Origin of the sequence: Micromonospora vulcania (genome assembly GCF_042658605.1) — a bacterium.
In the GTDB taxonomy this organism is placed as follows: domain Bacteria; phylum Actinomycetota; class Actinomycetes; order Mycobacteriales; family Micromonosporaceae; genus Micromonospora; species Micromonospora vulcania.
In genome coordinates, this window is record NZ_JBHSQS010000005.1 from 196737 (window position 1) to 217053 (window position 20317).

Sequence of the window (20317 nt, forward strand, 5' to 3'; positions counted from 1 at the left end):
GGAATGGGGTTCGCGGCGCGTTCGGCCGGGGTACCGCCCGCCGCCGTAGGGTGATCACCGAAAGGCCACGTCCCGGGCGGGCCCAGGCAGGAGGCAACAACGTGAAACTGCTCGTCACCGGGGGCGCCGGCTTCATCGGCAGCGTGGTGACCCGGATGCTGCTCGACGCGGGCCACCAGGTGGTCGTCCTGGACGACCTGCGCACCGGCCACCGCGAGGCGCTCGCTCCGGACGCGACCCACATCGAGGCCTCCATCCACGACGCCGCCCGTATCGTCACCCCCGACGCCGGCTTCGACGGGGTGCTGCACTTCGCCGCCCTGATCGCCGCCGGCGAGTCGATGATCAAGCCCGAGCTGTACTGGCAGACCAACACCGTCGGCACGCTCGCCCTGATCGATGCGGTCCGAGCCGCCGGCGTACCCCGGATGGTCTTCTCCTCCACCGCCGCGGTCTACGGCAACCCCACCCAGTTGCCCATCGAAGAGACCGCGGTGAAGGCGCCCACCAACACGTACGGCGCGACCAAGCTCGCCGTCGACATGGCGCTCACCTCCGAGGCGATCGCGCACGGGCTGGCCGCGGTGTCGCTGCGCTACTTCAACGTGGCCGGCGCACACCTGGACGGCGACGTCGCGCTCGGCGAGCGGCACGACCCCGAGACGCACCTGATCCCGATCGCGTTGGAGGTCGCCGCCGGTCGGCGGGAGAAGCTCCAGCTCTTCGGCGACGACTACCCCACCGTGGACGGCACCTGCGTCCGCGACTACATCCACGTCGCCGACCTGGCCCGGGCCCACCTGCTGGCGCTCGACGCGGCGACCGCCGGCCAGCACCGGATCTACAACCTGGGCAACGGCAACGGCTTCACCAACCGGCAGGTCGTCGACGTGGTCCGCGAGGTCACCGGGCAGCCGCTGCCGGTCGAGGTTGCGCCCCGCCGCGAGGGTGACCCGGCCGAGCTGGTCGCGTCGTCCGCGCTGGCCCGCACCGAGCTGGGCTGGGTACCCCGGAAGCCGACCCTGCACGACATGGTCGGCGACGCCTGGGCCTTCTACCGCACCCACATCCTGGAGCAGTCGTGACCCACCCCACCGGTGACGTCGCCGAGCGGGCCGCCGCCGGCTTCACCGATCAGTACGGCGGTTCGGCCGCCGCCGGCCGCTGGGCGGCTCCCGGTCGGGTCAACCTGATCGGCGAGCACACCGACTACAACGACGGGTTCGTGCTGCCCTTCGCGCTGCCGCTGCGTACCGTCGTCGCCGCCGACCGGCAGGACGGCGAACGCTGGACGGTCTGGTCCGAGCTCTCCGGCGAGACGATCACCTTCGACGCGGACGACGTCGCCGAGCCGGGCCGGGTCACCGGCTGGGGCGCGTACGTGGCCGGGGTGGTGTGGGCGTTGCGCGAGGCCGGGCACCCGGTACCCGGCGCCCGGTTGGCGATCGCCTCCGACGTCCCGCTGGGCTCCGGGCTCTCCTCCTCGGCGGCGCTGGAGTCGGCCGTGCTCGCCGCCCTGCTCGACCTCGGTGGGTTGGAGCTGCCCGCCGAGCGGCAGCCCCGGCTGGCGCAGCGGGCGGAGAACGTCTACGTCGGTGCGCCGACCGGGATCATGGACCAGTCCGCGGTGATCCGCTGCCGTGCCGGGCACGCCCTCTTCCTCGACTGTCGCGACGAGTCGGTCGAGCAGATCCCGTTCGACCTGGACGCCGCCGGCCTGGCCGTGCTGGTCATCGACAGCCGGGCGCCGCACCGGCACGCCGACGGCGAGTACGCGGCCCGCCGCCGCTCCTGCGAGGCGGGGGCTGCGGCACTCGGCGTCACCGCGCTGCGGGACGTGACCGTCGACCAGCTCGACGCCGCGTTGGCCAAGCTCGACGACGCGGAGACCCGTCGGCGGGTCCGGCACGTGGTCACCGAGGACCAGCGGGTGCTGGACACGGTGGCGCTGCTGCGAGCAGGCCGGGTCCGGGACATCGGCCCGCTGCTCACCGCCTCGCACGTCTCGATGCGCGACGACTTCGAGATCACCGTGCCGGAGGTCGACACCGCCGTCGAGGCGGCACTCGCGGCCGGCGCGCTGGGTGCCCGGATGACCGGCGGCGGCTTCGGTGGTTGCGTGCTCGCCCTGGTCGAGGCCGATCAGGCCGATGCGGTGGCCGCCGCCGTCACCGCCGCCTACGCCAACCGCAACTTCACCGCCCCCGGCACCGTGACAGTCCTCCCCGCCCCCGGCGCAACCCGCCTGAACTAACCCACCCCCACCCCACCCCACCTCGACGCGTTGATCGAGAGCTTTGCGTCATTCCCAGCCCGGAAACTGACGCAAAGCTCTTGATCAACGCTGAGGGCGGGGGGTGGGGAGTGGGGAGTGGGAGGGTGCGGGTTAGGACGCTTCGACGATCATGCCGGCACCTACCGTGCGGTTGGTGGCCTCGTCGATGATGACGAAGCCGCCGGTGGTCCGGTTGCGCCGATATTCGTCGGCCAGCAGCGGCACGGTGGTACGCAGCCGCACCCGGCCGATCTCGTTGAGCCGCAGCTCGTCGGCCGACTCGTCGCGGTGCAGCGAGTTGACGTCCAGCCGGTAGTGCAGGCCGCGCACGATCGCGCGGGCCGACCGGGTGGTGTGCTTGATCGCGTACCGGCCGCCGACCTGCAACGGGCGGGTCTCGTCCATCCAGCAGACCATCGCCTCGATGTCCTGGGCGACCGCCGGCGCGTTGTTCGGCCGGCAGATCAGGTCGCCCCGGGAGATGTCGATCTCGTCGGTCAGCCGTACCGTCACCGACATCGGTGGGAACGCCTCCGCGACCGGCCCGTCGGCGGTCTCCACCGCGGCGATCCGGCTGGTGAAGCCGGAGGGCAGCACCATCACCTCGTCACCCGGCTTGAGCACGCCGGAGGCAACCTGACCGGCGTAACCGCGGTAGTCGGTGACCGTGGTGGACTGCGGGCGGATCACGTACTGCACCGGGAACCGGACGTCGACCAGGTTGCGGTCGCTGGCGATGTGCACCCGCTCCAGGTGGTGCAGCAGCGACGGGCCCTCGTACCACGGCATGTTCTCGGACCGGGTGACGATGTTGTCGCCGCGCAGCGCGGAGATCGGCACCACGGTCAGGTCCGGCACGTCGAGCTTCGCGGCGAACGCGGTGAACTCGTCGGCGATCCGCTCGTAGACCTCCTGCGACCAGTCCACCAGGTCCATCTTGTTGACGCAGAGGACCAGGTGCGGCACCCGCAGCAGGGAGCAGAGGAACGCGTGCCGACGGGACTGCTCGACCAGGCCCTTGCGCGCGTCCACGAGGATCAGCGCCAGGTCCGCGGTGGATGCCCCGGTGACCATGTTCCGGGTGTACTGGATGTGCCCCGGGGTGTCGGCGATGATGAACTTGCGCCGAGGCGTGGCGAAGTACCGGTACGCCACGTCGATGGTGATGCCCTGCTCCCGCTCGGCGCGCAGGCCGTCGGTGAGCAGCGCCAGGTTGGTGTACTCGTCGCCGCGGGCGGCACTGACCGCCTCGACCGCGGCCAACTGGTCGGTGAAGAGCGACTTGGTGTCGTAGAGCAGCCGGCCGATCAGGGTCGACTTACCGTCGTCGACGCTGCCGGCGGTGGCGAACCGCAGCAGGTCCATCGGGCGCGCTTCGGCAACCGGGGCCACGATCTCGGTGGTCATCAGAAGTAGCCCTCCCGCTTGCGGTCCTCCATGGCGGCCTCGCTGACCCGGTCGTCACCACGGGTCGCGCCACGCTCGGTGATCCGGGTGGCCGCCACCTCCTCGATGACCTTCTCCACGGTGTCGGCGTCCGAGCGGACCGCCGCGGTGCAGGAGGCGTCGCCCACGGTGCGGTAGCGCACCTGCGCCTTGAACCGCTCCTCACCCGCTCGGGGGCGGAAGAACTCGTTGACCGCGTAGAGCATCCCGTCCCGCTCGATCACCTCACGCTCGTGCGCGTAGTAGATCGACGGCAGCGGGATCCGTTCCCGGGCGACGTAGTGCCAGACGTCCAGCTCGGTCCAGTTGGACAGCGGGAAGACCCGGATCGACTCACCCTGGTGGTGCCGGCCGTTGTACAGCGACCAGAGCTCCGGCCGCTGGTTCTTCGGGTCCCACTGGCCGAACTCGTCGCGGAAGCTGAACATCCGCTCCTTGGCCCGCGCCTTCTCCTCGTCCCGGCGGGCACCCCCGAACAGCGCGTCGAAGCGGTGCTTCTCGACCGCGTCCAGCAGCACCGGCGTCTGGATCCGGTTGCGCATCCCATCGCCGGACTCCCGGACCAGCCCACTGATGAGGGCCTCCGGCACGCTCGCCACCACCAGCTGCAGACCCAGCTCGGCGACCCGCTGATCGCGGTATTCGAGCACCTCGGGAAAGTTGTGCCCGGTGTCGACGTGCATGACCGGGAAGGGGATGTTGGCCGGGGCGAAGGCCTTCTGCGCCAGCCGCAGCATGACGATCGAATCCTTGCCGCCGGAGAAGAGCAGCACCGGGCGCTCCATCTCGGCGACCACCTCGCGCATCACGAAGATGCTCTCCGCCTCCAGGGCGTCCAGGTGGGAGACCCGATAGGCCGCGGGCGCGGTCATGACACCGGCTCGGTTCGCTCGCTCATCCGATTTCCAGACCTTTCCGGTCGGACATGTCAAGAAGTGCGCTCAGGCTACCCGGAATGCCTCTGCAGCGCTGCAAGCAACCGAGTGGCGAGATCCTTGCGGCAGACCAGCAGGTCAGGCAGGCGCGGATCCGCCTCGTTGTATTTCAGCGCAGAACCGTCGATCCGGGAAGCGTGTAGTCCGGTGGCCGTCGCCACAGCCACCGGAGCGGCCGAATCCCACTCGTACTGCCCACCGGCGTGAATGTAGGCGTCCACCTCACCGGTGATCACCGCGGCGATCTTCGCGCCGGCCGAGCCCATCGGCACCAGGTGCGCGTCCACGTCCTCGGCCAGGTCGGTGAGGAACACCGGCGGCCGGCTCCGGCTCGCCGCCAACCGGATCACCCGCTTGCCGGCCGTCGCGGCCTCCACCGTCATCGGCGGGTACGCCGGCGGATAGTCCGTGCCGAGCACCCGGTGCTGCGCCGGCAGCCCGACCGCCCCGGCGACCAGGCCGTGCGGGCTCGGCGCGGTACGCGCCCAGAGCGCCACGTGCACCGCCCAGTCCGAGCGGCCCTCCTCGCTGAACTCCCGGGTGCCGTCCAGCGGGTCGATGATCCACACCCGGTCCGCGGCCAGACGGGCCACCGCCCCGGTGTTCACCTCGGCCGCCCACGCCAGCCGAGACCCCTCGTCCTCCTCGGAGAGCACCGCGTCCCCGGGGCGCCACTTCGCCAACTCGGTGCGGATCAGGTCGTGCGACACCTTGTCCCCGGCCGACTTGAGCGCGCCGGTGTCCGCGAAACCCATCTCCGCGCGCAGGCCGAGCAGCGCCTGACCAGCCCGGGCCGCCAGCCACCGGGCGAACGCGCCGTCGATCATCGGAGGACTGCTCATCTGCCCGCTCCCGTCGCCTCGCCCGCGACCCGTGCCCGGGCGGCCACCCCACCACGACCCGCGTCGTCGGTCGCGGCACGCCGAAAGGCGCAGACTACCGGCCCACCAGCAGCAATCCGGTACGCCTCGCCCGGTCAGCCCGCGTGGTAGACGTTCTGGGTCGGCTCGACGCCCTTGACGACCACCGACTCCACCACGTCGGCCGCCCGGTCCACCAGGAAATCCAGCTCCTTGCGTTCCACCGCGCCGAAATCCGACAGCACGTAGTCCGCCGGGTCCTGCCGCCCCGGCGGCCGGCCGATGCCGAACCGCACCCGGACGTACTCCTTGGTGCCCAACGACTTCGTCATCGAGCGCAGGCCGTTGTGGCCACCCTCGCCGCCACCACACTTGACCCGGAGCTGGCCGTACCCGATGTCCAGCTCGTCGTGGACGGCGATCACCTGCCCCGGCGGCACCTTGTAGAACTGCGCCAGCGCCGCCACCGGCGCGCCGGAGAGGTTCATGTACGTCAACGGCTTCGCCAGCACCAGCTTCGGGCCGCCGAACCCCAGCCGCCCCTCGGCCACCTCGGCCACCGCCCGCTTGTGCCGACCGAACCGTGCGCCCACCCGCCCGGCCAGCAGGTCGGCCACCATGAACCCGACGTTGTGCCGGTTTCCGGCGTACTCCCGACCCGGGTTACCCAGGCCGACCACCAGCCACGGCCCCGTCTCGTCCGTCACGACCCGCCCCTTACGCCGTCGTCCGTTCCGCCAACTCCCGATACGCCGACAGGCGCCCCCGAACGCTCGGGGACGCCTGTCGCACGATACGAACCGATCAGGCCTCGGTGCGCGCCTCGGTGTTCTCGTCGCCCTCGGCCGGAGCGGCGTCCGCGCCCTCGGAGCCCTCGGTGACCTCGCCGGTCTCGGCCTCGGCCTCGTCGGTGGCGACCTCGATCTCGGGCAGCGTCGCCTCGAGCTGCTCGGCGGTCGGGGCGGCGGTCACCGAGGCGACCGTCAGCTCCGAGTCGGCCACCAGCTCGACGCCGGACGGCAGCTGCACGTCACCGGCGGTCACCTGGGAGCCCGCCTCCAGGCCCTCGATCGACGCCTCCAGGTGGTCCGGCACCTTGGTGGCGTCGGCGGTCACCGAGAGGGTGTCGTGGTCGTGCACGATCAGGGTGTCCCGGGCGGCCTCGCCGGTCAGCTGGACCGGGACCTCGACGGTGACCTTCTCGCCCCGGCGGACCAGGATGAGGTCCACGTGCTCGAAGGTGTCCCGGATCGGGTCACGCTGGATCGCCTTCGGCAGCGCCAGCACCTGCGTGCCGTCGGTGATGTCGATCGCGAAGAGCTGGTTGGCGCCACCCTTACGGATCGCCGCGGCGAACTCCCGGGACGGCAGCGCGATGTGCTTGGGCTTCTCGCCGTGGCCGTACAGCACGGCAGGCACCTTGCCGGCCCGGCGGGTACGACGGGCACCACCCTTGCCGAACTCGGTGCGGGGCTCGGCGCTGATCTTTACCTCGGACACGGGAAAACTCCTGATAATTTCGCTGCGGCGGCTTGTCGACTGGCGGTGCTGGGGCGAGGGGCTCGCTGGGGCTCATGCGTCAGGAACGACTGCCCGGAGCACCGCGTCGATGACGGCGCCTCCGTGCGGCGCTCTTCAGCGACCCGCCGGGCACCCTCGCCGTGGCAACCGCACCAGTCTACCCGAGGTGATTCCACGGTTTCCGGCAGTCCCCGGGTCAGGATTCCGGGCCGGGCGCGGCGAGCGCGTTCCCACCGGCGGGAACGCGGCTCACCGCGGCGCGAGGCTCAGCTCAGGCCGCCGAACAGGGTGGTCACCGAGCCGTCGTCGAAGACCTCGCGGATCGCCCGCGCCAGCAGCGGCGCGATCGACAGCACGGTCAGCTTGTCGAGCTGCTTCTCCGCCGGCAACGGCAGCGTGTTGGTCACCACGACCTCGCTGATCGGGCTGTTCTTCAGCCGCTCGGTCGCCGGATCGGACAGCAGGGCGTGGGTGGACGCGACGACGATCTCGGCCGCCCCGGACTCCTTGAGGATGTCGGCGGCCTTGGTGATCGTGCCACCGGTGTCGATCATGTCGTCGACGATCAGGCAGACCCGACCCTCAACCTCGCCGACCACCCGGTTCGCGACCACCTGGTTCGGCTTCATCGGGTCGCGGGTCTTGTGGATGAACGCCAGCGGGCAGCCGCCCAGCCGGTCGGTCCACCGCTCGGCCACCCGTACCCGGCCCGAATCCGGTGCCACCACGGTCATCGGCCGGCCGGCGTACTTGTGCTCCACGTACTCGGCCAGGATGTCCATCGCGAAGAGGTGGTCCACCGGGCCGTCGAAGAAGCCCTGGATCTGCGCGGTGTGCAGGTCGACGGTGAGGATCCGGTTGGCGCCGGCCGTCTTCAACAGGTCCGCCACCAGCCGGGCCGAGATCGGCTCCCGACCACGGTGCTTCTTGTCCTGCCGCGCGTACGGGTAGAACGGCAGCACCACGGTGATCCGCTTGGCCGAACCCCGCTTCAGCGCGTCCACCATGATCAGGGTCTCCATGACCCAGGTGTTGATCCCGTGCGTCATGGACTGGACCACGAAGGCGTCCGAACCACGCACCGAGTCCTTGAAGCGTACGAAGATCTCGCCGTTGGCGAACTCGTACGCGTCGGCGGGCGTCGGCGCGACGCCGAGCACCTCGCCGATCTCCTTGGCCAACTCCGGAAAGGCACGCCCGGAAAAGAGCATCAGGCTCTTGCGGTTTTCAGCGACGATGCTGCCCATGGGCCCGTCTGCTCCCGTTTGTCGGTGGTACCCGGCCCGGTGGTGGCGGACCGAGGACTATTCGGTTGCAGTATCTCCCGGGCCGGCAGCGCCGCCCACCGTCTCGGCCTGCCCGTGCATTGCCTCACTGTGGCTTGCGGCACCGGCCGTGCCCGACGCACCCTCGGCGGCCCGCTGAGCCGCCTCCGCCGCCGCCGTGCCGGCCCGGCGCTTCTGCACCCAGCCCTCGATGTTGCGCTGGCGCGCCCGGGCCACCCCCATCGCGCCCGGCGGCACGTTGTCCACGATCACCGAGCCGGCCGCCGTGTACGCGCCGTCGCCCACCTCGACGGGCGCGACGAACATGTTGTCCGCCCCGGTCCTGGCGTGGCTGCCGATGACCGTGCGGTGCTTGTTGACCCCGTCGTAGTTCACGAAGACCGACGCCGCACCGATGTTGGTCTGCTCGCCGATCGTCGCGTCACCGACGTACGTGAGGTGCGGCACCTTGGCACCGGCGCCGATCTGCGAGTTCTTCACCTCGACGAACGTGCCGATCTTGGCCTTTTCGGCGAGTCGCGCGGCCGGCCGCAGGTACGCGTACGGCCCGACGCTGGCGCCCGCGCCCACCTCCGCGCCCACCGCGTGGCTGCGTACCACCGACGCGCCGGGGCCGACGATCGTGTCGACGAGCGTGACGTCCGGGCCGATCAGCGCACCCGCGCCGACCACCGTGCCGCCGCGCAGTTGGGTGTTCTGGTCGACCACCGCGTCCCGGTCGAGGGTCACCGTCACGTCGATCCAGGTGGTCTCCGGGTCCAGCAGGCTGACGCCGGTGCGCATCCACACCTCGTTGACCCGGTCGCGCAGCAGCCGGCGCAGCGCCGCCAGCTCCACCCGGTCGTTGCAGCCCAGCGTCTCGACGTGGTCGACGGCCACGTGCACCGCCACCGGCTCACCGGCCGAGCGCAGCAGGGCGAAGACGTCGGTCAGGTACTCCTCGCCCTGGTCGTTGTCCGTGGAGAGCTTGCCCAGCGCGTCGCGCAGCCGTACCGCGTCGAACGCGTAGATGCCCGCGTTGATCTCCCGGATCGCGCGCTGCGTCGCGTCGGCGTCGCGCTCCTCGACGATCTGCTTCAGCCGGCCGTCGGCGTCCCGGACGATCCGGCCGAGACCGGTCGGGTCGGGCACCTCGGCGGCCAGCACGGTGGCCGCCGCGTTGGCCTCCTCGTGCGCCGTCACCAGCGCACCGACCGTCTCCGGCCGCAGCAGCGGCACGTCCCCGTTGATCACCACGACGGTGCCGGCGGTCTCCGGGACGGCCTCCAACGCGATCCGGACGGCGTGGCCGGTGCCGAGCTGCTCGGCCTGGAGGACCGGCGTGGCGTCCGGCGCGATCTCGGTCAGGTGGTCCCGAACCTGGTCGGCACCGTGCCCCACCACCACGACGGTGCGGTCCGCGCCCAGCGGCGCCGCCGCGCCCAGTACGTGGCCGAGCAGGGTCCGGCCGAGCAGGGGGTGCAGCACCTTGGGCAACGCCGATTTCATCCGCTTGCCCTCACCGGCGGCGAGCACGACGACGGTACGAAGGTGGGGCTGGGGCACGACGTGGCTCCCGTCGGGACGGCGGACACTTCCGCGGTCATGCTAACCGCGAGGCCCGGCACGGTCCCCTCTTACCCCCACTCGATCCTAAATCGGACTTAGGTGGGCAGCTCGGCCGCCAGGGTTCGAACCTGAAATACGGGTACCAAAGACCCGGGTGTTGCCAATTACACCACGGCCGATCAGTGACGCGTACGCGTCACATCAGGGATGGGGCATCCCGCCGCTACACCTTAGCGCCCCGGCCGCCCGACGCCACCGCTCGTTCCGACACGCCGGATCGTCGGCGGCCCACCCGGGCGGCGGGCGGCGAACCCGCGGACCGCCGCCCGGACGTCAGTCACCGGCCGACTAGAGGCCGTACCCGCCAGCGACCTCGATGTTCTGCGCGGTGATCCAGCGACCTTCGTCGCTGAGCAGCGTGGCGATCACCATGCCGATGTCGTCGGGCTCGCCCACCCGGCCGAGCGCGGTCTTCGCGGCGAGGAGCGGGATCACCTCGGGGAACCGCTCGAAGGCGTTGTCGGCGAGCCGGGTCCGGGTGGAACCCGGGGCGACGGAGTTGACCCGGATGCCGCGGTTGCTGAACTCCTTGGCCATGTACCGGGTCAGCACCATGAGGCCGCCCTTCATCGAGGCGTACCCGGAGTAGCCGGGCTCCAGCCCGGACGGCAGCGCGGAGTTGCTGGTCGTGTTGACGATGGCACCGCCGTCGGCCAGTAGCGGCAGCAGGGCCTGGGTCAGGAAGAACGGTCCCTTGAGCAGCACCCGCATGAAGGTGTCGAACAGTTCCTCGGAGGTGTCCTCGAACATCGCCATCTGCGCGAAGCCCGCGTTGTTGACCAGGGAGTCGAACGTGTCCTGGTGCCAGGTCTCGCGGAGCGCGGCGACGACCGAGTCGCGGAAGGCCGGGAAGGTCTCACTCCGGCCGACGTCCAGCGGCAGCGCGACGGCAGCGCCGCCCTCCTTCTCGATACTCGCCACGGTCTCCATTGCTCCGGACTGGTTGTTGCTGTAGGTCAGGATCACCCCGGACCCCCGCTTGGCGAGTTGGATGGCTGCGCTCTGCCCGATACCCGAGCTGGCTCCGGTGACGATTGCGACCCGCATGGCTGGCCCACCTGTTCATTCGTGGAGCATCTGCCTGCTCCGTGGGATTTGGACTAACCCCAGAGAACCAGTTTCGACAGGAGGATCGATAGAAAGATGCTCTCGACCTCTTGCCTGATCCTCTCTTTGCGGCGACTTCCGTCCGGTGCTTCAATCGAGGTCATGCAGCTCGACGAACTGCGCGCCCTGCTGGCCCGCCACGCGCGCCCGGACGGCAGCACCGCCGTCGACGGCGTACTGATCTCGAAGGTCGAGCGGTCGAACGTGCCGTCCGCGTCGATGTCCGGCACCGTGCTGGCACTCATCGCCCAGGGCGCGAAGCGGCTCGCGTTGGGCGACCGGGTGTACGAGTACCGCGCCGGGCAGTACCTGGTCGCATCGGTCGACCTCCCGGTCACCGGCCACTTCACCGAGGCCAGCCCCGACCTGCCGGCGCTCGGCTTCGGACTCACGCTGCAACCGGCCGCCATCGCCGAACTGCTGCTACAGGCCGCCGACCTCCCGCGCAGCGGCGGCGCGCTGCCCGGCATCGCGGTCAGCGACGCTCCCGACGAGCTGATCGACGCCGTGGTCCGCCTGCTGCGCCTGCTGGAGCGGCCACGCGACCTCGCGGTGCTCGCCCCCCTCACCATCCGGGAGATCCTCTGGCGACTGATCACCGGTGAACAGGGCGCGATCGTCCGCCAACTCGGCCTCGCCGACAGCAACCTCGCCCACATCGCCCGCGCGGTCCGCTGGATCCGCGGCAACTACCGGCAGTCGTTCCGGGTGGAGGACGTGGCCCAGCTGTCCGGCATGAGCGTGTCGGCCTTCTACCGCCACTTCCAGGCCGTCACCGCGATGAGCCCGATCCAGTTCCAGAAGCAGATCCGGCTGCAGGAGGCGCGGCTGCTGCTCGCCACCCATCCCACCGACGTCACCGGCGTCGGCCAACGGGTCGGCTACGACAGCCCGTCACAGTTCAGCCGGGAGTACCGCCGTCAGTTCGGGGCACCGCCCAGCCTCGATGCCGCCCGGCTGCCCGGTGCGATCCGCGGCGCAGCCCCGAGCCTGCCCTGACCTCCGACCGGGCCATCGGTCCCGCACCTCGAATCAGCGCCCTGACCTGCGTTTAAGCACGGGCGTACGAGGGATTCCGGAAACTTCCTCGTGCGATCTACGGTGCCGTAAGTTACGGTGACGTAGGCGTAGCTTTGTGATCGTTCCCGTCCCCTCTGCGAGGTGCCATGTCGACCGCTGTGCTGGAACCCAACACCGCCGGCCCCGGCCCGAAACCGCTCACCGACGGCAGCCAGTCCCCCGGGATCCTGGTCGCCCTGTGGGCTTTCGTGGTGATCCCCTTCGTGGCCCTGCTGGTCGCCGTGCCGGTGGCCTGGGGCGGCTGGCTGGGCTGGACCGACGTCGCCATCGGCGCGGTCTGGTACGTGGTCTCCGGGCTGGGCATCACGGTCGGCTTCCACCGCTACTTCACGCACGGCTCGTTCAAGGCCAAGCGGTGGCTGCGGGTGACGCTGGCGGTCGCCGGATCTCTGGCGGTACAGGGCGAGATCATCCAGTGGGTGGCCGACCACCGGCGGCACCACGCCTTCTCCGACCTGGAGGGCGACCCGCACTCGCCGTGGCGCTTCGGCACCAGCCTCTGGGCGCTGACCCGAGGCCTGTTCCACGCCCACGTGGGCTGGCTGTTCCGTCGGGAGCTGTCCAACCGGGAGCGTTTCGCCCCGGATCTGCTCGCCGACCGCGACATCAACCGGGTGGACCGCTTGTTCCCGGTGCTGGTCGCCATCTCGCTGCTCGGCCCGGCACTGATGGGTGGCCTGCTGACCTGGTCCTGGCAGGGCGCGCTGACCGCGTTCTTCTGGGCCGGGCTGGTCCGGATCGGCCTGCTGCACCACGTCACCTGGGCGATCAACTCGGTCTGCCACGTCTACGGTGAGCGTCCCTTCGCGATGCGCCAGGGCGACCGGGCGTCGAACTTCTGGCCGCTGGCGATCCTGTCGTTCGGCGAGAGCTGGCACAACCTGCACCACGCCGATCCGACCAGCGCCCGTCACGGCGTGCTGCGCGGCCAGGTGGACATCTCCGCCCGGGTGATCTGGCTTTTCGAGAAGTTCGGCGCGGCGTCGCAGGTGCGCTGGCCGAAGCCGGAGCGCCTCGCGGCCAAGCTGGTGAAGCCGGTCGCACCCCGGTAAACCGGGCGGTGCGGCGCGGGGCTGCCTGGCAGGATGGCCGGGTGACCGAGCGAAGCGGGACGACCAGCGGACGGCTCGGCAGACGGGGAGCCGGGCCCGATCCGGGTACGGTCGGACGGCGCGGCTGGGCGATCGGACCGCCCGCCAGTGAGGCGACGACGTGAACGGGCACAGCGGAGGCACCATCCCACGGCAGGGCGTCACCGAGCGCCAGCGAGGCGGCGACATGGCCGAGGTCAACGACGGTGCCGCCAGTCGGCGCGCAACTCCCGTGCCGGCACCCAAGCCCAAGCCGGCCTCCCGGGTACGCATGTCGGCCGCCCAGCGGCGGGAGCAGTTGATCGCCATCGGCCGGCAGATCTTCGCCGAGCGCGGTTTCGACGCCACCTCCATCGAGGAGGTGGCGGCCCGCGCCAAGGTTTCCAAGCCGGTGGTCTACGAGCACTTCGGCGGCAAGGAAGGGCTCTACGCGGTGGTGGTGGACCGGGAGGTCCGCGCACTGCTGGACCGGATCACCACGGCGTTGACCGCCGGGCATCCACGGGAGCTGCTGGAGCAGGCGGCGATGGCACTGCTGGGCTACATCGAGGAGGAGACCAGCGGGTTCCGCGTGCTGGTCCGCGAGTCGCCGCTGATGTCCGCGACCGGCAACTTCAGCAGCGTGATGAACGACGTGGCGCACCAGGTCGAGCACATCCTGGGCGCCGAGTTCAAGAGCCGGGGGTACGACCCGAAGCTGGCCGAGCTGTATTCGCAGGCGCTGGTGGGAATGGTGGCGCTGACCGGCCGCTGGTGGCTGGAGGTGCGTAAGCCGCGCAAGGAGGTGGTGGCGGCGCACCTGGTCAACCTGGCCTGGAACGGGCTGTCCCACCTGGAGGCGAAGCCGACCCTGATCACGGCCCGGCGCCGCTGACCCGGTCAGCGCATGTGTACGTCGGCCACCGGGTGTTTGCGGTTGCGCAGCTCGGCCTCGGCGTGTTCCTGGGGGCCGACCTTGTCGTACAGGCCGGTGCCCAACAGGATCAGACCGAACAGCATCGACACGATCACGGTCGACATCGAGAAGTTGAGGAAGTTCGCCTCGGTCTGCAGCACGGACATCATCAGGATGCTGGTCACCATGAAGACCACACCGGCGGTGAGGTTCATGTAGTGGCCGAGGTTGCTGCGCCGGGACGCCCCGATGATCAGCACGACGCCGAAGACCACCGAGGCGAGCGAGAAGGCCAGGTTGGTACGCAGCCCGAGAGCCCAGTGGCTGCCACGGTCGAAGAGCGGGTCGCCGATCGTCTCGGCGACGCCCCAGACTCCGAAGACCAGGATGTAGACGCCGATCAGGCCGGACAGGACCCGGTAGAGCGGCCGTGCCGGATGGTTCACCGGAAAGTGCGGCATACCCCTGACCCCCTCCACCTGAGCAAGACCCTTCCAGGAGGATTGTCACCCAGGGCAGAGCCGACTGTCCGGAGAACCACCAATGCCGAAAGGGTCCGCCAAAGGCGGGACCGAGTCAGGTTTTCGCCGGAGCCCGAGCTGCGCGGGGATCAAGCGTGAACGCCCCGGAGCAGCTCAGGCTCCGGCGAAAACCCACCAGCCCGAGGATGGATCAGAGCACCAGGCGCGCCTTCTGCCACGCCTCCGACTCCTCGTCCGTGCCGACCTTGCCGTACATGCCGGCCATCAGCAGCACCAGGGCGGCCGTCATCACCACCATCACGGTGATGATGCTGAAGTTGAAGATGTTGGCGTCGGTCCGGATGAACGCCAGACCGGCCAGGCTGACCACCATCAGGGCGTACGCCAGCCACTGGTTGATCACGACGTCGATGTTGCGACCGAGCGCGGTGCCGACCAGCACGATGGCGCCGACCAGCACGCTGAGCAGCGAGAAGCCGAGATTGGTGCCCTGGCCGAGGATCTTGGTGTCGTCCTGGGCGAGGATCTCGTTGCCGGTGCTCGCGATGATGCCGAGCACACCGAAGACCACCAGGTACAGACCGGTCAGCCCGCCGATAGCCCGGTAGATCGGCCGCGCGGGGTGGTTGACGGGGGTGTGGGACATGTCTGGGTCTCCAACGCCGTGGGGTGAGGTGTCGCGGACGATTGTCCCGCATGCGGCCGTGTGACGCCGCACACGGCCCCGGCCGGTCAGTTCTCGGGCAGGTCCTCGGCGAGGGTCATCCAGGTCTCCTCGGTCCGCTCCCGCTCGGCGCGCAGATCCTTGAGCTGGGTGTCCAACTCGGCGACCCGGGCGTAGTCGGTGGCGTCTGCCGCGAGCTGGTCGAGCAGCGCAACCTCGCGCTGGTCGAGCTTGCCGAGCTGGCGTTCCAGTCGGGCCAGCTCCTTGCGGGCCTGACGGACCTCGGCGGCGGACATGCCGCTCCCGGCGGAGCCGGTGGGCGCGGCGGCCGGGCTGGCCCCGGCGCGGGTGACGCCGGCCCGCTCGGCGGTCCGGGCGAGGTACTCGTCGACGCCCCCGGGCAGGTGCACCAGGCGACCGTCGCCGAACATCCCGTACGCCGAGTCGGTGACCCGTTCGATCAGGTAGCGGTCGTGGCTGGCCACGATGATCGTGCCGGGCCAGGAGTCGAGCAGGTCCTCCAGCGCGGCCAGGGTATCGGTGTCCAGGTCGTTGGTGGGCTCGTCGAAGAGCAGCACGTTGGGCTCGCCGGCGAGCAGGCGCAGCATCTGCAGCCGCCGGCGTTCCCCGCCGGAGAGGTCGCTGACCGGGGTCCAGAGCCGGCGGTCGTCGAAGCCGAAGACCTCGGCGAGCTGGGCGGCGGAGACCTCCCGGTCGCCGAGCTGAACCCGGCGGGCGACCTCCTCGACCGCTTCGAGCACCCGCAGGTGCCCGGGAAGTTCGGCCAGCTCCTGGGAGAGGAACGCCGGCCGCACGGTGGAGCCGGTGCCGAAGCGACCACCGTCGGGGCGGGTGATGCCGGCGAGCATCCGCAGCAGCGTGGTCTTGCCGGCGCCGTTGGCACCCAGGATGGCGATCCGGTCGCCGGGGCCGACCAGCCAGGTGACGTCGCGCAGGATCTCCTTGGGGCCGGCGTGCAGCTCGACGTTCTCCAGGTCGTACACCTGCTTGCCGAGCCGGGCGGTGGCCATCCGCTGCAGCGACATGGTGTCGCGGGCCGGCGGCACGTCGGCGATCAGCGCGTTCGCGGCGTCGATGCGGAAGCGGGGCTTGGAGGTGCGGGCCGGCGGGCCGCGACGCAGCCAGGCGATCTCCTTGCGGAGCAGGTTCTGCCGGCGGGCCTCGGTCGCGGCGGCGACCCGCTCGCGCTCGACGCGGGCCAGGGTCCAGGCGGCGAAGCCGCCCTCGTAGGCGCGGACGGTCTGGTCGGCGACCTCCCAGGTGGTGGTGCAGACCGCGTCCAGGAACCACCGATCGTGGGTGACCACGACCAGTGCGCCCTTGCGACCGACCAGGTGCCGGGCCAGCCAGTCGACGCCGCCGACGTCGAGGTGGTTGGTGGGCTCGTCGAGGATGAGCAGGTCGGAGTCGCGGACGAGCAGCGCGGCGAGCGCCACCCGACGTCGTTCACCACCGGACATCGGGCCGACCGGCTGGTCGAGGCCGAGGTGCGGCATACCGAGGCCGTCGAGGATGGCGCGCACCCCGGCGTCGCCGGCCCACTCGTGCTCGGCGCCCATGCTCTGGCCGAGCCACGCGGTGCCGAGCACCACGTCCCGGACGGTGGCGTCGGGTGCGAGCGTGAGCTGCTGCGGCAGCCAGAGCACCCGCAGGTCACGGCGGTGGGTGACCCGGCCGTCGTCGGGCTCCTCCTGCTTGGTGAGCAGTCGCAGCAGGGTGGACTTGCCGGCGCCGTTGAGGCCGACCACGCCGATCCGGTCGGCGTCGTCCAGCCCGAGCGAGACGTCCGTGAGCAGCGGCCCGGCTGCGCCGTACCCCTTGGACACCCGGTCCAGATTGACGATGTTGGCCACGTTCCACCCTTCATGATCAAGGCGTCCCGGTGCCGGCGGGCACCTGGGGACGCCTGACCCAAGGGTACGCGGACGCCCCGGCCGCCCGCGCCGCGCGCCCGGCGAGCGGCGCGGGGTGTGCGGAGTCAGCCCACGCGGGCGCCGGCCACCGGCCCGTGCGCGACCCGCGCCTCCCGGCACACGCCCGCCACGGTCAGCTCGCCGGCGATCCGCTCGGCATCGGCGGCATCGGCGGCGAGGAAGACGCAGGTCGGACCGGAGCCGGAGACGATGCCGGCGAGCGCGCCGGCCGCCTCGCCGGCCTTGAGGGTGTCGGCCAAGGCCGGGCGCATGGCCAGCGCGGCGTCCTGGAGGTCGTTGCCGAGCGTGTCGGCGAGCACCCGGGGGTCGCGCTGGCGCAGCGCGCCCAGCAGCGCGTCGGTGCTGCCCAGCGGTGTGCCGGCGGTGCCGGCGTCGCGGAGCCGGTCCAGTTCGCGATAGGCGGCCGGGGTGGACAGACCACCGTCGGCGACGGCCACGACCCAGTGCCAGGACGTGGGGCGGGCCAGTACCGGGCTGACGGCCTCACCCCGGCCGGTGCCCAGCGCGGTGCCTCCGTAGATCAGGAACGGCACGTCCGAACCGAGGTCGGCGGCGATCCCGGCCAGCTCGTCGCGGGACAGCCCGGTGCCCCAGAGCGCGTCGCAGGCCACCAGGGCGGCGGCCGCGTCGGCGCTGCCACCGGCCAGCCCGCCGGCGAGCGGGATCTGCTTGCGCAGGTGCAGCCGGGCGTGCGGCAACACCCCGGCGTACCCGGCGAGGGCGTGCGCAGCCCGGATCACCAGGTTGGTGTCGTCCAGCGCCAGCTCGCCGGTGCCCTCGCCCTCCATGGTCAGGGCGAGGGTGTCACCCCGACGGGCGGTCAGCTCGTCGTAGATGGAGATGGCGTGGTAGACGGTGTTCAGCTCGTGATAGCCGTCGCGGCGCAGCGGGCCCACCCCGAGGTGCAGGTTGACCTTCGCGGGCACCCGGACCTTCACCGGCCCGATCGCACCGCGCCGCTCGTCCTCGTCGTCCGGACGCCAGGCCTCGGTCACGGGGTGATGTCCCGCACGCGCAGGCGGATGTCGAACGGCTTTGCCACGATCAGCTCCTCGGCGGAGTCGGCGGCCAGCTCGTACCGGCCGTCGACCAGGTCGTACGCGTACACGTGCAACGGATTCTGCTCGATCCGCCGGTGCGGCGGTATGCCGACCTCCTCGGCGGGCACGGCGTCAGCCTACTTCGCGGCCGACGTACCGACCGGAGCCGACGCGGCGATGGCGGCGAACTGCTCGACGGTGAGCGACTCCCCCCGGGCGCCGGGGTCGACGCCGGCCGCGGTGAGCGCGGCGGCGGCCCGGTCCGCGCCGCCGGCCCAGCCGGCCAACGCGGCGCGCAGGGTCTTGCGACGCTGCGCGAACGCCGCGTCCACCACGGCGAAGACCCGTTCCCGGGGTACGTCGGCACGGGGTGGTTCCCGGCAGGTGAAGGCGACCAGGCCGGAGTCGACGTTGGGCACCGGCCAGAACACGTTGGGCGGCACCCGTCCGGCGCCCCGGGCCTGGGCGTACCAGGCGAGTTTGACCGACGGGATGCCGTACACCTTGGAGCCGGGACCGGCGACCAGCCGGTCGGCGACCTCCTTCTGCACCATGACGAGGCCGTGTCGCAGGCTGGGCAGCTCGGCGAGCAGGTGCAGCACCACCGGCACGGCCACGTTGTAGGGCAGGTTCGCCACCAGCGCGGTCGGCGGCGGGTCGGCCAGCTCGGCGGCGTCGATGCGCAGCGCGTCGGCGCGGTGCACGGTGAGCCGGCCGGCGTCTGCCCCGGCGTGCCGGGCGGCGGTCTCCGGCAGCGCGCCGGCGAGCACCGGGTCGATCTCGACGGCGTGCACATGCCCGGCGACCGGCAGCAGTCCCAGGGTGAGTGAGCCCAGCCCGGGGCCGACCTCCAGGGCCACGTCGTCCGGGGTCAGGCCGGCGGCGGTGACGATCCGGCGCACGGTGTTCGGATCGTGCACGAAGTTCTGGCCCAGCTTCTTGGTGGGCGCGACGCCCAGCCGGGCGGCCAGTTCCCGGATCTCCGCCGGGCCGAGGAGACCACTCATGCGTGGGAGCGTATCGGCGGGGTGTGGACCGGCCGGCGGGACGGGCTCACCATGGGCCGAAGACCCGGTCGCCGTTGGCCGAGATGGCCGCGCACAGCTCGTCCAGGTCAGTGCCGGTGGTCGCGGCGAGCGAGCGGACGGTGAGCGGGATCAGGTACGAGGCGTTCGGCCGTCCCCGGTGCGGCGTTGGCGTGAGGTAGGGGGCGTCGGTCTCCACCAGGATCTGGTCCACCGGGGTGAGCGCGGCTGCCGCACGCAGCGCGGTGGCGCTGGCGAAGGTGACGGTGCCGGCGAAGCTGAGCAGGTAGCCACGGCGGACGCACTCGCGGGCGAAGTCGGCGTCGCCGGAGAAGCAGTGCAGCACCACGGTGTCCGGGGCGCCCTCGTCGTCGAGGATGCGCAGCACGTCGGCGTGTGCGTCCCGGTCGTGGATGACCAGCGCCCGGCCGTACCGCTTGGCGATCGCGATGTGCGCTCGGAAGCTCGCCTCCTGCGCGGCACGTCCCTCGTCGCCGGTACGGAAGAAGTCCATCCCGGTCTCGCCGATCCCCCGTACCCGGTCGCGGGCCGCGAGCGTCTCGATCTCCCGCAGTGCCTCGTCGAGGTCGGCCAGCCGCGGCGCCTCGTTCGGGTGCAACGCCACCGTGGCCAGCACGGCGGGATATTGGTCGGCGGTGTCCGCGCCCCAACGTGAGGAGGCGACGTCGACGCCCACCTGCACCAGCCGGTCCACGCCGACACCGGTGGCCAGTGCGATCGCCGCGGCGACCGGGTCGTCGGCCGGTCCACCGCCGGGCACACCGGCCTCGCTGACCGTGATGTCCAGGTGGGTGTGGCTGTCCAACACCGGCCGGGGCAGCGGCTCGGGGGCGGGCGGGAACTCTCCGGCCCGCCGGGCGGCACGCTCGCGGCGGGTTTCAGTGGGCTCGGTCATCAGCGACAGCATCACACACCGAGGCTGTCCATCCGCCCGCCACCCGACGTTCACCTCAACTCCGCCGCGTGACTCTACCGTCGCCGCGTGAGCGAGCGCAGTGCGCCACCGAGCCGACGCGTCAGCGTCAC

General features: G+C 71.3%; 20 protein-coding genes and 1 tRNA gene. 5 read left to right on the forward strand and 16 right to left on the reverse strand.

Annotation, left to right across the window (positions count from 1 at the left end):
- Nucleotides 1-155 precede the first annotated feature (155 nt).
- Complete coding sequence (gene galE, locus ACFQGL_RS10075; RefSeq protein ID WP_377509560.1) at nucleotides 156-1085, forward strand: UDP-glucose 4-epimerase GalE; 930 nt, start codon at nucleotides 156-158, stop codon at nucleotides 1083-1085.
- A complete protein-coding gene (gene galK, locus ACFQGL_RS10080; RefSeq protein WP_377508878.1) occupies nucleotides 1082-2254 on the forward strand; it encodes a galactokinase in 1173 nt (390 codons plus the stop codon). The genes galE and galK overlap by 4 nt, the downstream gene beginning before the upstream one ends.
- Nucleotides 2255-2386: 132 nt before the next feature.
- Here galK and ACFQGL_RS10085 read toward each other — a convergent pair whose 3' ends face one another.
- The 9 genes from ACFQGL_RS10085 to ACFQGL_RS10125 form a co-directional block, all read right to left on the reverse strand.
- Nucleotides 2387-3682 carry a sulfate adenylyltransferase subunit 1 gene (locus ACFQGL_RS10085; protein ID WP_377508881.1) on the reverse strand — a complete coding sequence of 432 codons (1296 nt, stop codon included), beginning with the start codon at nucleotides 3680-3682 and terminating at the stop codon, nucleotides 2387-2389.
- The gene (cysD, locus tag ACFQGL_RS10090; RefSeq protein WP_377508884.1) at nucleotides 3682-4593 is read right to left on the reverse strand and encodes a sulfate adenylyltransferase subunit CysD; all 912 of its coding nucleotides are present in this window, start codon (nucleotides 4591-4593) and stop codon (nucleotides 3682-3684) included. Before cysD ends, ACFQGL_RS10085 begins: the two co-directional genes overlap by 1 nt.
- 74 nt (nucleotides 4594-4667) lie before the next feature.
- Nucleotides 4668-5498, reverse strand: a complete 831-nt coding sequence (locus tag ACFQGL_RS10095) for an inositol monophosphatase family protein (protein ID WP_377508887.1) — start codon at nucleotides 5496-5498, stop codon at nucleotides 4668-4670.
- Nucleotides 5499-5632: 134 nt separating this feature from the next.
- Nucleotides 5633-6223 carry an aminoacyl-tRNA hydrolase gene (gene pth, locus ACFQGL_RS10100; RefSeq protein WP_377508890.1) on the reverse strand — a complete coding sequence of 197 codons (591 nt, stop codon included), beginning with the start codon at nucleotides 6221-6223 and terminating at the stop codon, nucleotides 5633-5635.
- Nucleotides 6224-6320: 97 nt separating this feature from the next.
- Nucleotides 6321-7016 (reverse strand): 50S ribosomal protein L25/general stress protein Ctc, encoded by a 696-nt coding sequence (locus tag ACFQGL_RS10105; protein WP_377508893.1) that lies wholly within the window; start codon nucleotides 7014-7016, stop codon nucleotides 6321-6323.
- Nucleotides 7017-7303: 287 nt separating this feature from the next.
- A complete protein-coding gene (locus ACFQGL_RS10110; protein ID WP_377508896.1) occupies nucleotides 7304-8284 on the reverse strand; it encodes a ribose-phosphate diphosphokinase in 981 nt (326 codons plus the stop codon).
- Between the two features lie 57 nt (nucleotides 8285-8341).
- Nucleotides 8342-9868: a bifunctional UDP-N-acetylglucosamine diphosphorylase/glucosamine-1-phosphate N-acetyltransferase GlmU gene (glmU, locus tag ACFQGL_RS10115; protein ID WP_377508899.1), complete on the reverse strand. Its 1527-nt coding sequence runs from the start codon at nucleotides 9866-9868 to the stop codon at nucleotides 8342-8344.
- 110 nt (nucleotides 9869-9978) lie between these two features.
- Nucleotides 9979-10050: transfer RNA gene (locus ACFQGL_RS10120), tRNA-Gln, on the reverse strand.
- Between the two features lie 169 nt (nucleotides 10051-10219).
- A complete protein-coding gene (locus ACFQGL_RS10125; protein ID WP_377508902.1) occupies nucleotides 10220-10978 on the reverse strand; it encodes an SDR family NAD(P)-dependent oxidoreductase in 759 nt (252 codons plus the stop codon).
- A 162-nt stretch (nucleotides 10979-11140) separates the two neighbouring features.
- On the opposite strand from ACFQGL_RS10125, the gene ACFQGL_RS10130 reads away from it, so the two are divergent.
- The 3 genes from ACFQGL_RS10130 to ACFQGL_RS10140 all read left to right on the forward strand — a co-directional run bounded on the left by ACFQGL_RS10130 (nucleotide 11141) and on the right by ACFQGL_RS10140 (nucleotide 14083).
- Nucleotides 11141-12037 carry an AraC family transcriptional regulator gene (locus tag ACFQGL_RS10130; protein ID WP_377508905.1) on the forward strand — a complete coding sequence of 299 codons (897 nt, stop codon included), beginning with the start codon at nucleotides 11141-11143 and terminating at the stop codon, nucleotides 12035-12037.
- A gap of 167 nt (nucleotides 12038-12204) precedes the next feature.
- A complete protein-coding gene (locus ACFQGL_RS10135; protein ID WP_377508909.1) occupies nucleotides 12205-13170 on the forward strand; it encodes an acyl-CoA desaturase in 966 nt (321 codons plus the stop codon).
- 226 nt (nucleotides 13171-13396) lie between these two features.
- The gene (locus tag ACFQGL_RS10140) at nucleotides 13397-14083 is read left to right on the forward strand and encodes a TetR family transcriptional regulator (protein ID WP_377509563.1); all 687 of its coding nucleotides are present in this window, start codon (nucleotides 13397-13399) and stop codon (nucleotides 14081-14083) included.
- A gap of 5 nt (nucleotides 14084-14088) precedes the next feature.
- Here the strand turns inward: ACFQGL_RS10140 and ACFQGL_RS10145 are convergent, their stop codons facing one another.
- The 7 genes from ACFQGL_RS10145 to ACFQGL_RS10175 all read right to left on the reverse strand — a co-directional run bounded on the left by ACFQGL_RS10145 (nucleotide 14089) and on the right by ACFQGL_RS10175 (nucleotide 20198).
- Complete coding sequence (locus ACFQGL_RS10145; RefSeq protein ID WP_377508912.1) at nucleotides 14089-14565, reverse strand: DUF4383 domain-containing protein; 477 nt, start codon at nucleotides 14563-14565, stop codon at nucleotides 14089-14091.
- A 211-nt stretch (nucleotides 14566-14776) separates the two neighbouring features.
- Nucleotides 14777-15232: a DUF4383 domain-containing protein gene (locus tag ACFQGL_RS10150; RefSeq protein WP_377508915.1), complete on the reverse strand. Its 456-nt coding sequence runs from the start codon at nucleotides 15230-15232 to the stop codon at nucleotides 14777-14779.
- Between the two features lie 86 nt (nucleotides 15233-15318).
- Nucleotides 15319-17124, reverse strand: a complete 1806-nt coding sequence (locus ACFQGL_RS10155) for an ABC-F family ATP-binding cassette domain-containing protein (RefSeq protein WP_377508918.1) — start codon at nucleotides 17122-17124, stop codon at nucleotides 15319-15321.
- A gap of 125 nt (nucleotides 17125-17249) precedes the next feature.
- Nucleotides 17250-18200: a 4-(cytidine 5'-diphospho)-2-C-methyl-D-erythritol kinase gene (locus ACFQGL_RS10160; RefSeq protein ID WP_377508921.1), complete on the reverse strand. Its 951-nt coding sequence runs from the start codon at nucleotides 18198-18200 to the stop codon at nucleotides 17250-17252.
- The gene (locus ACFQGL_RS10165) at nucleotides 18197-18373 is read right to left on the reverse strand and encodes a Uma2 family endonuclease (RefSeq protein ID WP_377508924.1); all 177 of its coding nucleotides are present in this window, start codon (nucleotides 18371-18373) and stop codon (nucleotides 18197-18199) included. Before ACFQGL_RS10165 ends, ACFQGL_RS10160 begins: the two co-directional genes overlap by 4 nt.
- Before the next feature lie 9 nt (nucleotides 18374-18382).
- Complete coding sequence (gene rsmA / locus ACFQGL_RS10170; RefSeq protein ID WP_377508927.1) at nucleotides 18383-19252, reverse strand: 16S rRNA (adenine(1518)-N(6)/adenine(1519)-N(6))-dimethyltransferase RsmA; 870 nt, start codon at nucleotides 19250-19252, stop codon at nucleotides 18383-18385.
- A gap of 46 nt (nucleotides 19253-19298) precedes the next feature.
- A complete protein-coding gene (locus ACFQGL_RS10175; RefSeq protein ID WP_377509566.1) occupies nucleotides 19299-20198 on the reverse strand; it encodes a TatD family hydrolase in 900 nt (299 codons plus the stop codon).
- Nucleotides 20199-20317 lie beyond the last annotated feature (119 nt).

Excerpts from the sequence above, each read along its gene's own strand:
- galE (WP_377509560.1), top strand. The coding sequence starts at position 156 with ATGCTGCTCGACGCGGGCCACCAGGTGGTCGTCCTGGACGACCTGCGC.
- ACFQGL_RS10085 (WP_377508881.1), bottom strand. The coding sequence starts at position 3,682 with ATGACCACCGAGATCGTGGCCCCGGTTGCCGAAGCGCGCCCGATGGAC.
- cysD (WP_377508884.1), bottom strand. The coding sequence starts at position 4,593 with ATGACCGCGCCCGCGGCCTATCGGGTCTCCCACCTGGACGCCCTGGAG.
- ACFQGL_RS10095 (WP_377508887.1), bottom strand. The coding sequence starts at position 5,498 with ATGAGCAGTCCTCCGATGATCGACGGCGCGTTCGCCCGGTGGCTGGCG.
- ACFQGL_RS10110 (WP_377508896.1), bottom strand. The coding sequence starts at position 8,284 with ATGGGCAGCATCGTCGCTGAAAACCGCAAGAGCCTGATGCTCTTTTCC.
- ACFQGL_RS10125 (WP_377508902.1), bottom strand. The coding sequence starts at position 10,978 with ATGCGGGTCGCAATCGTCACCGGAGCCAGCTCGGGTATCGGGCAGAGC.
- ACFQGL_RS10130 (WP_377508905.1), top strand. The coding sequence starts at position 11,141 with ATGCAGCTCGACGAACTGCGCGCCCTGCTGGCCCGCCACGCGCGCCCG.
- ACFQGL_RS10135 (WP_377508909.1), top strand. The coding sequence starts at position 12,205 with ATGTCGACCGCTGTGCTGGAACCCAACACCGCCGGCCCCGGCCCGAAA.
- ACFQGL_RS10140 (WP_377509563.1), top strand. The coding sequence starts at position 13,397 with ATGGCCGAGGTCAACGACGGTGCCGCCAGTCGGCGCGCAACTCCCGTG.
- ACFQGL_RS10145 (WP_377508912.1), bottom strand. The coding sequence starts at position 14,565 with ATGCCGCACTTTCCGGTGAACCATCCGGCACGGCCGCTCTACCGGGTC.
- ACFQGL_RS10150 (WP_377508915.1), bottom strand. The coding sequence starts at position 15,232 with ATGTCCCACACCCCCGTCAACCACCCCGCGCGGCCGATCTACCGGGCT.
- rsmA (WP_377508927.1), bottom strand. The coding sequence starts at position 19,252 with ATGAGTGGTCTCCTCGGCCCGGCGGAGATCCGGGAACTGGCCGCCCGG.
- ACFQGL_RS10175 (WP_377509566.1), bottom strand. The coding sequence starts at position 20,198 with ATGCTGTCGCTGATGACCGAGCCCACTGAAACCCGCCGCGAGCGTGCC.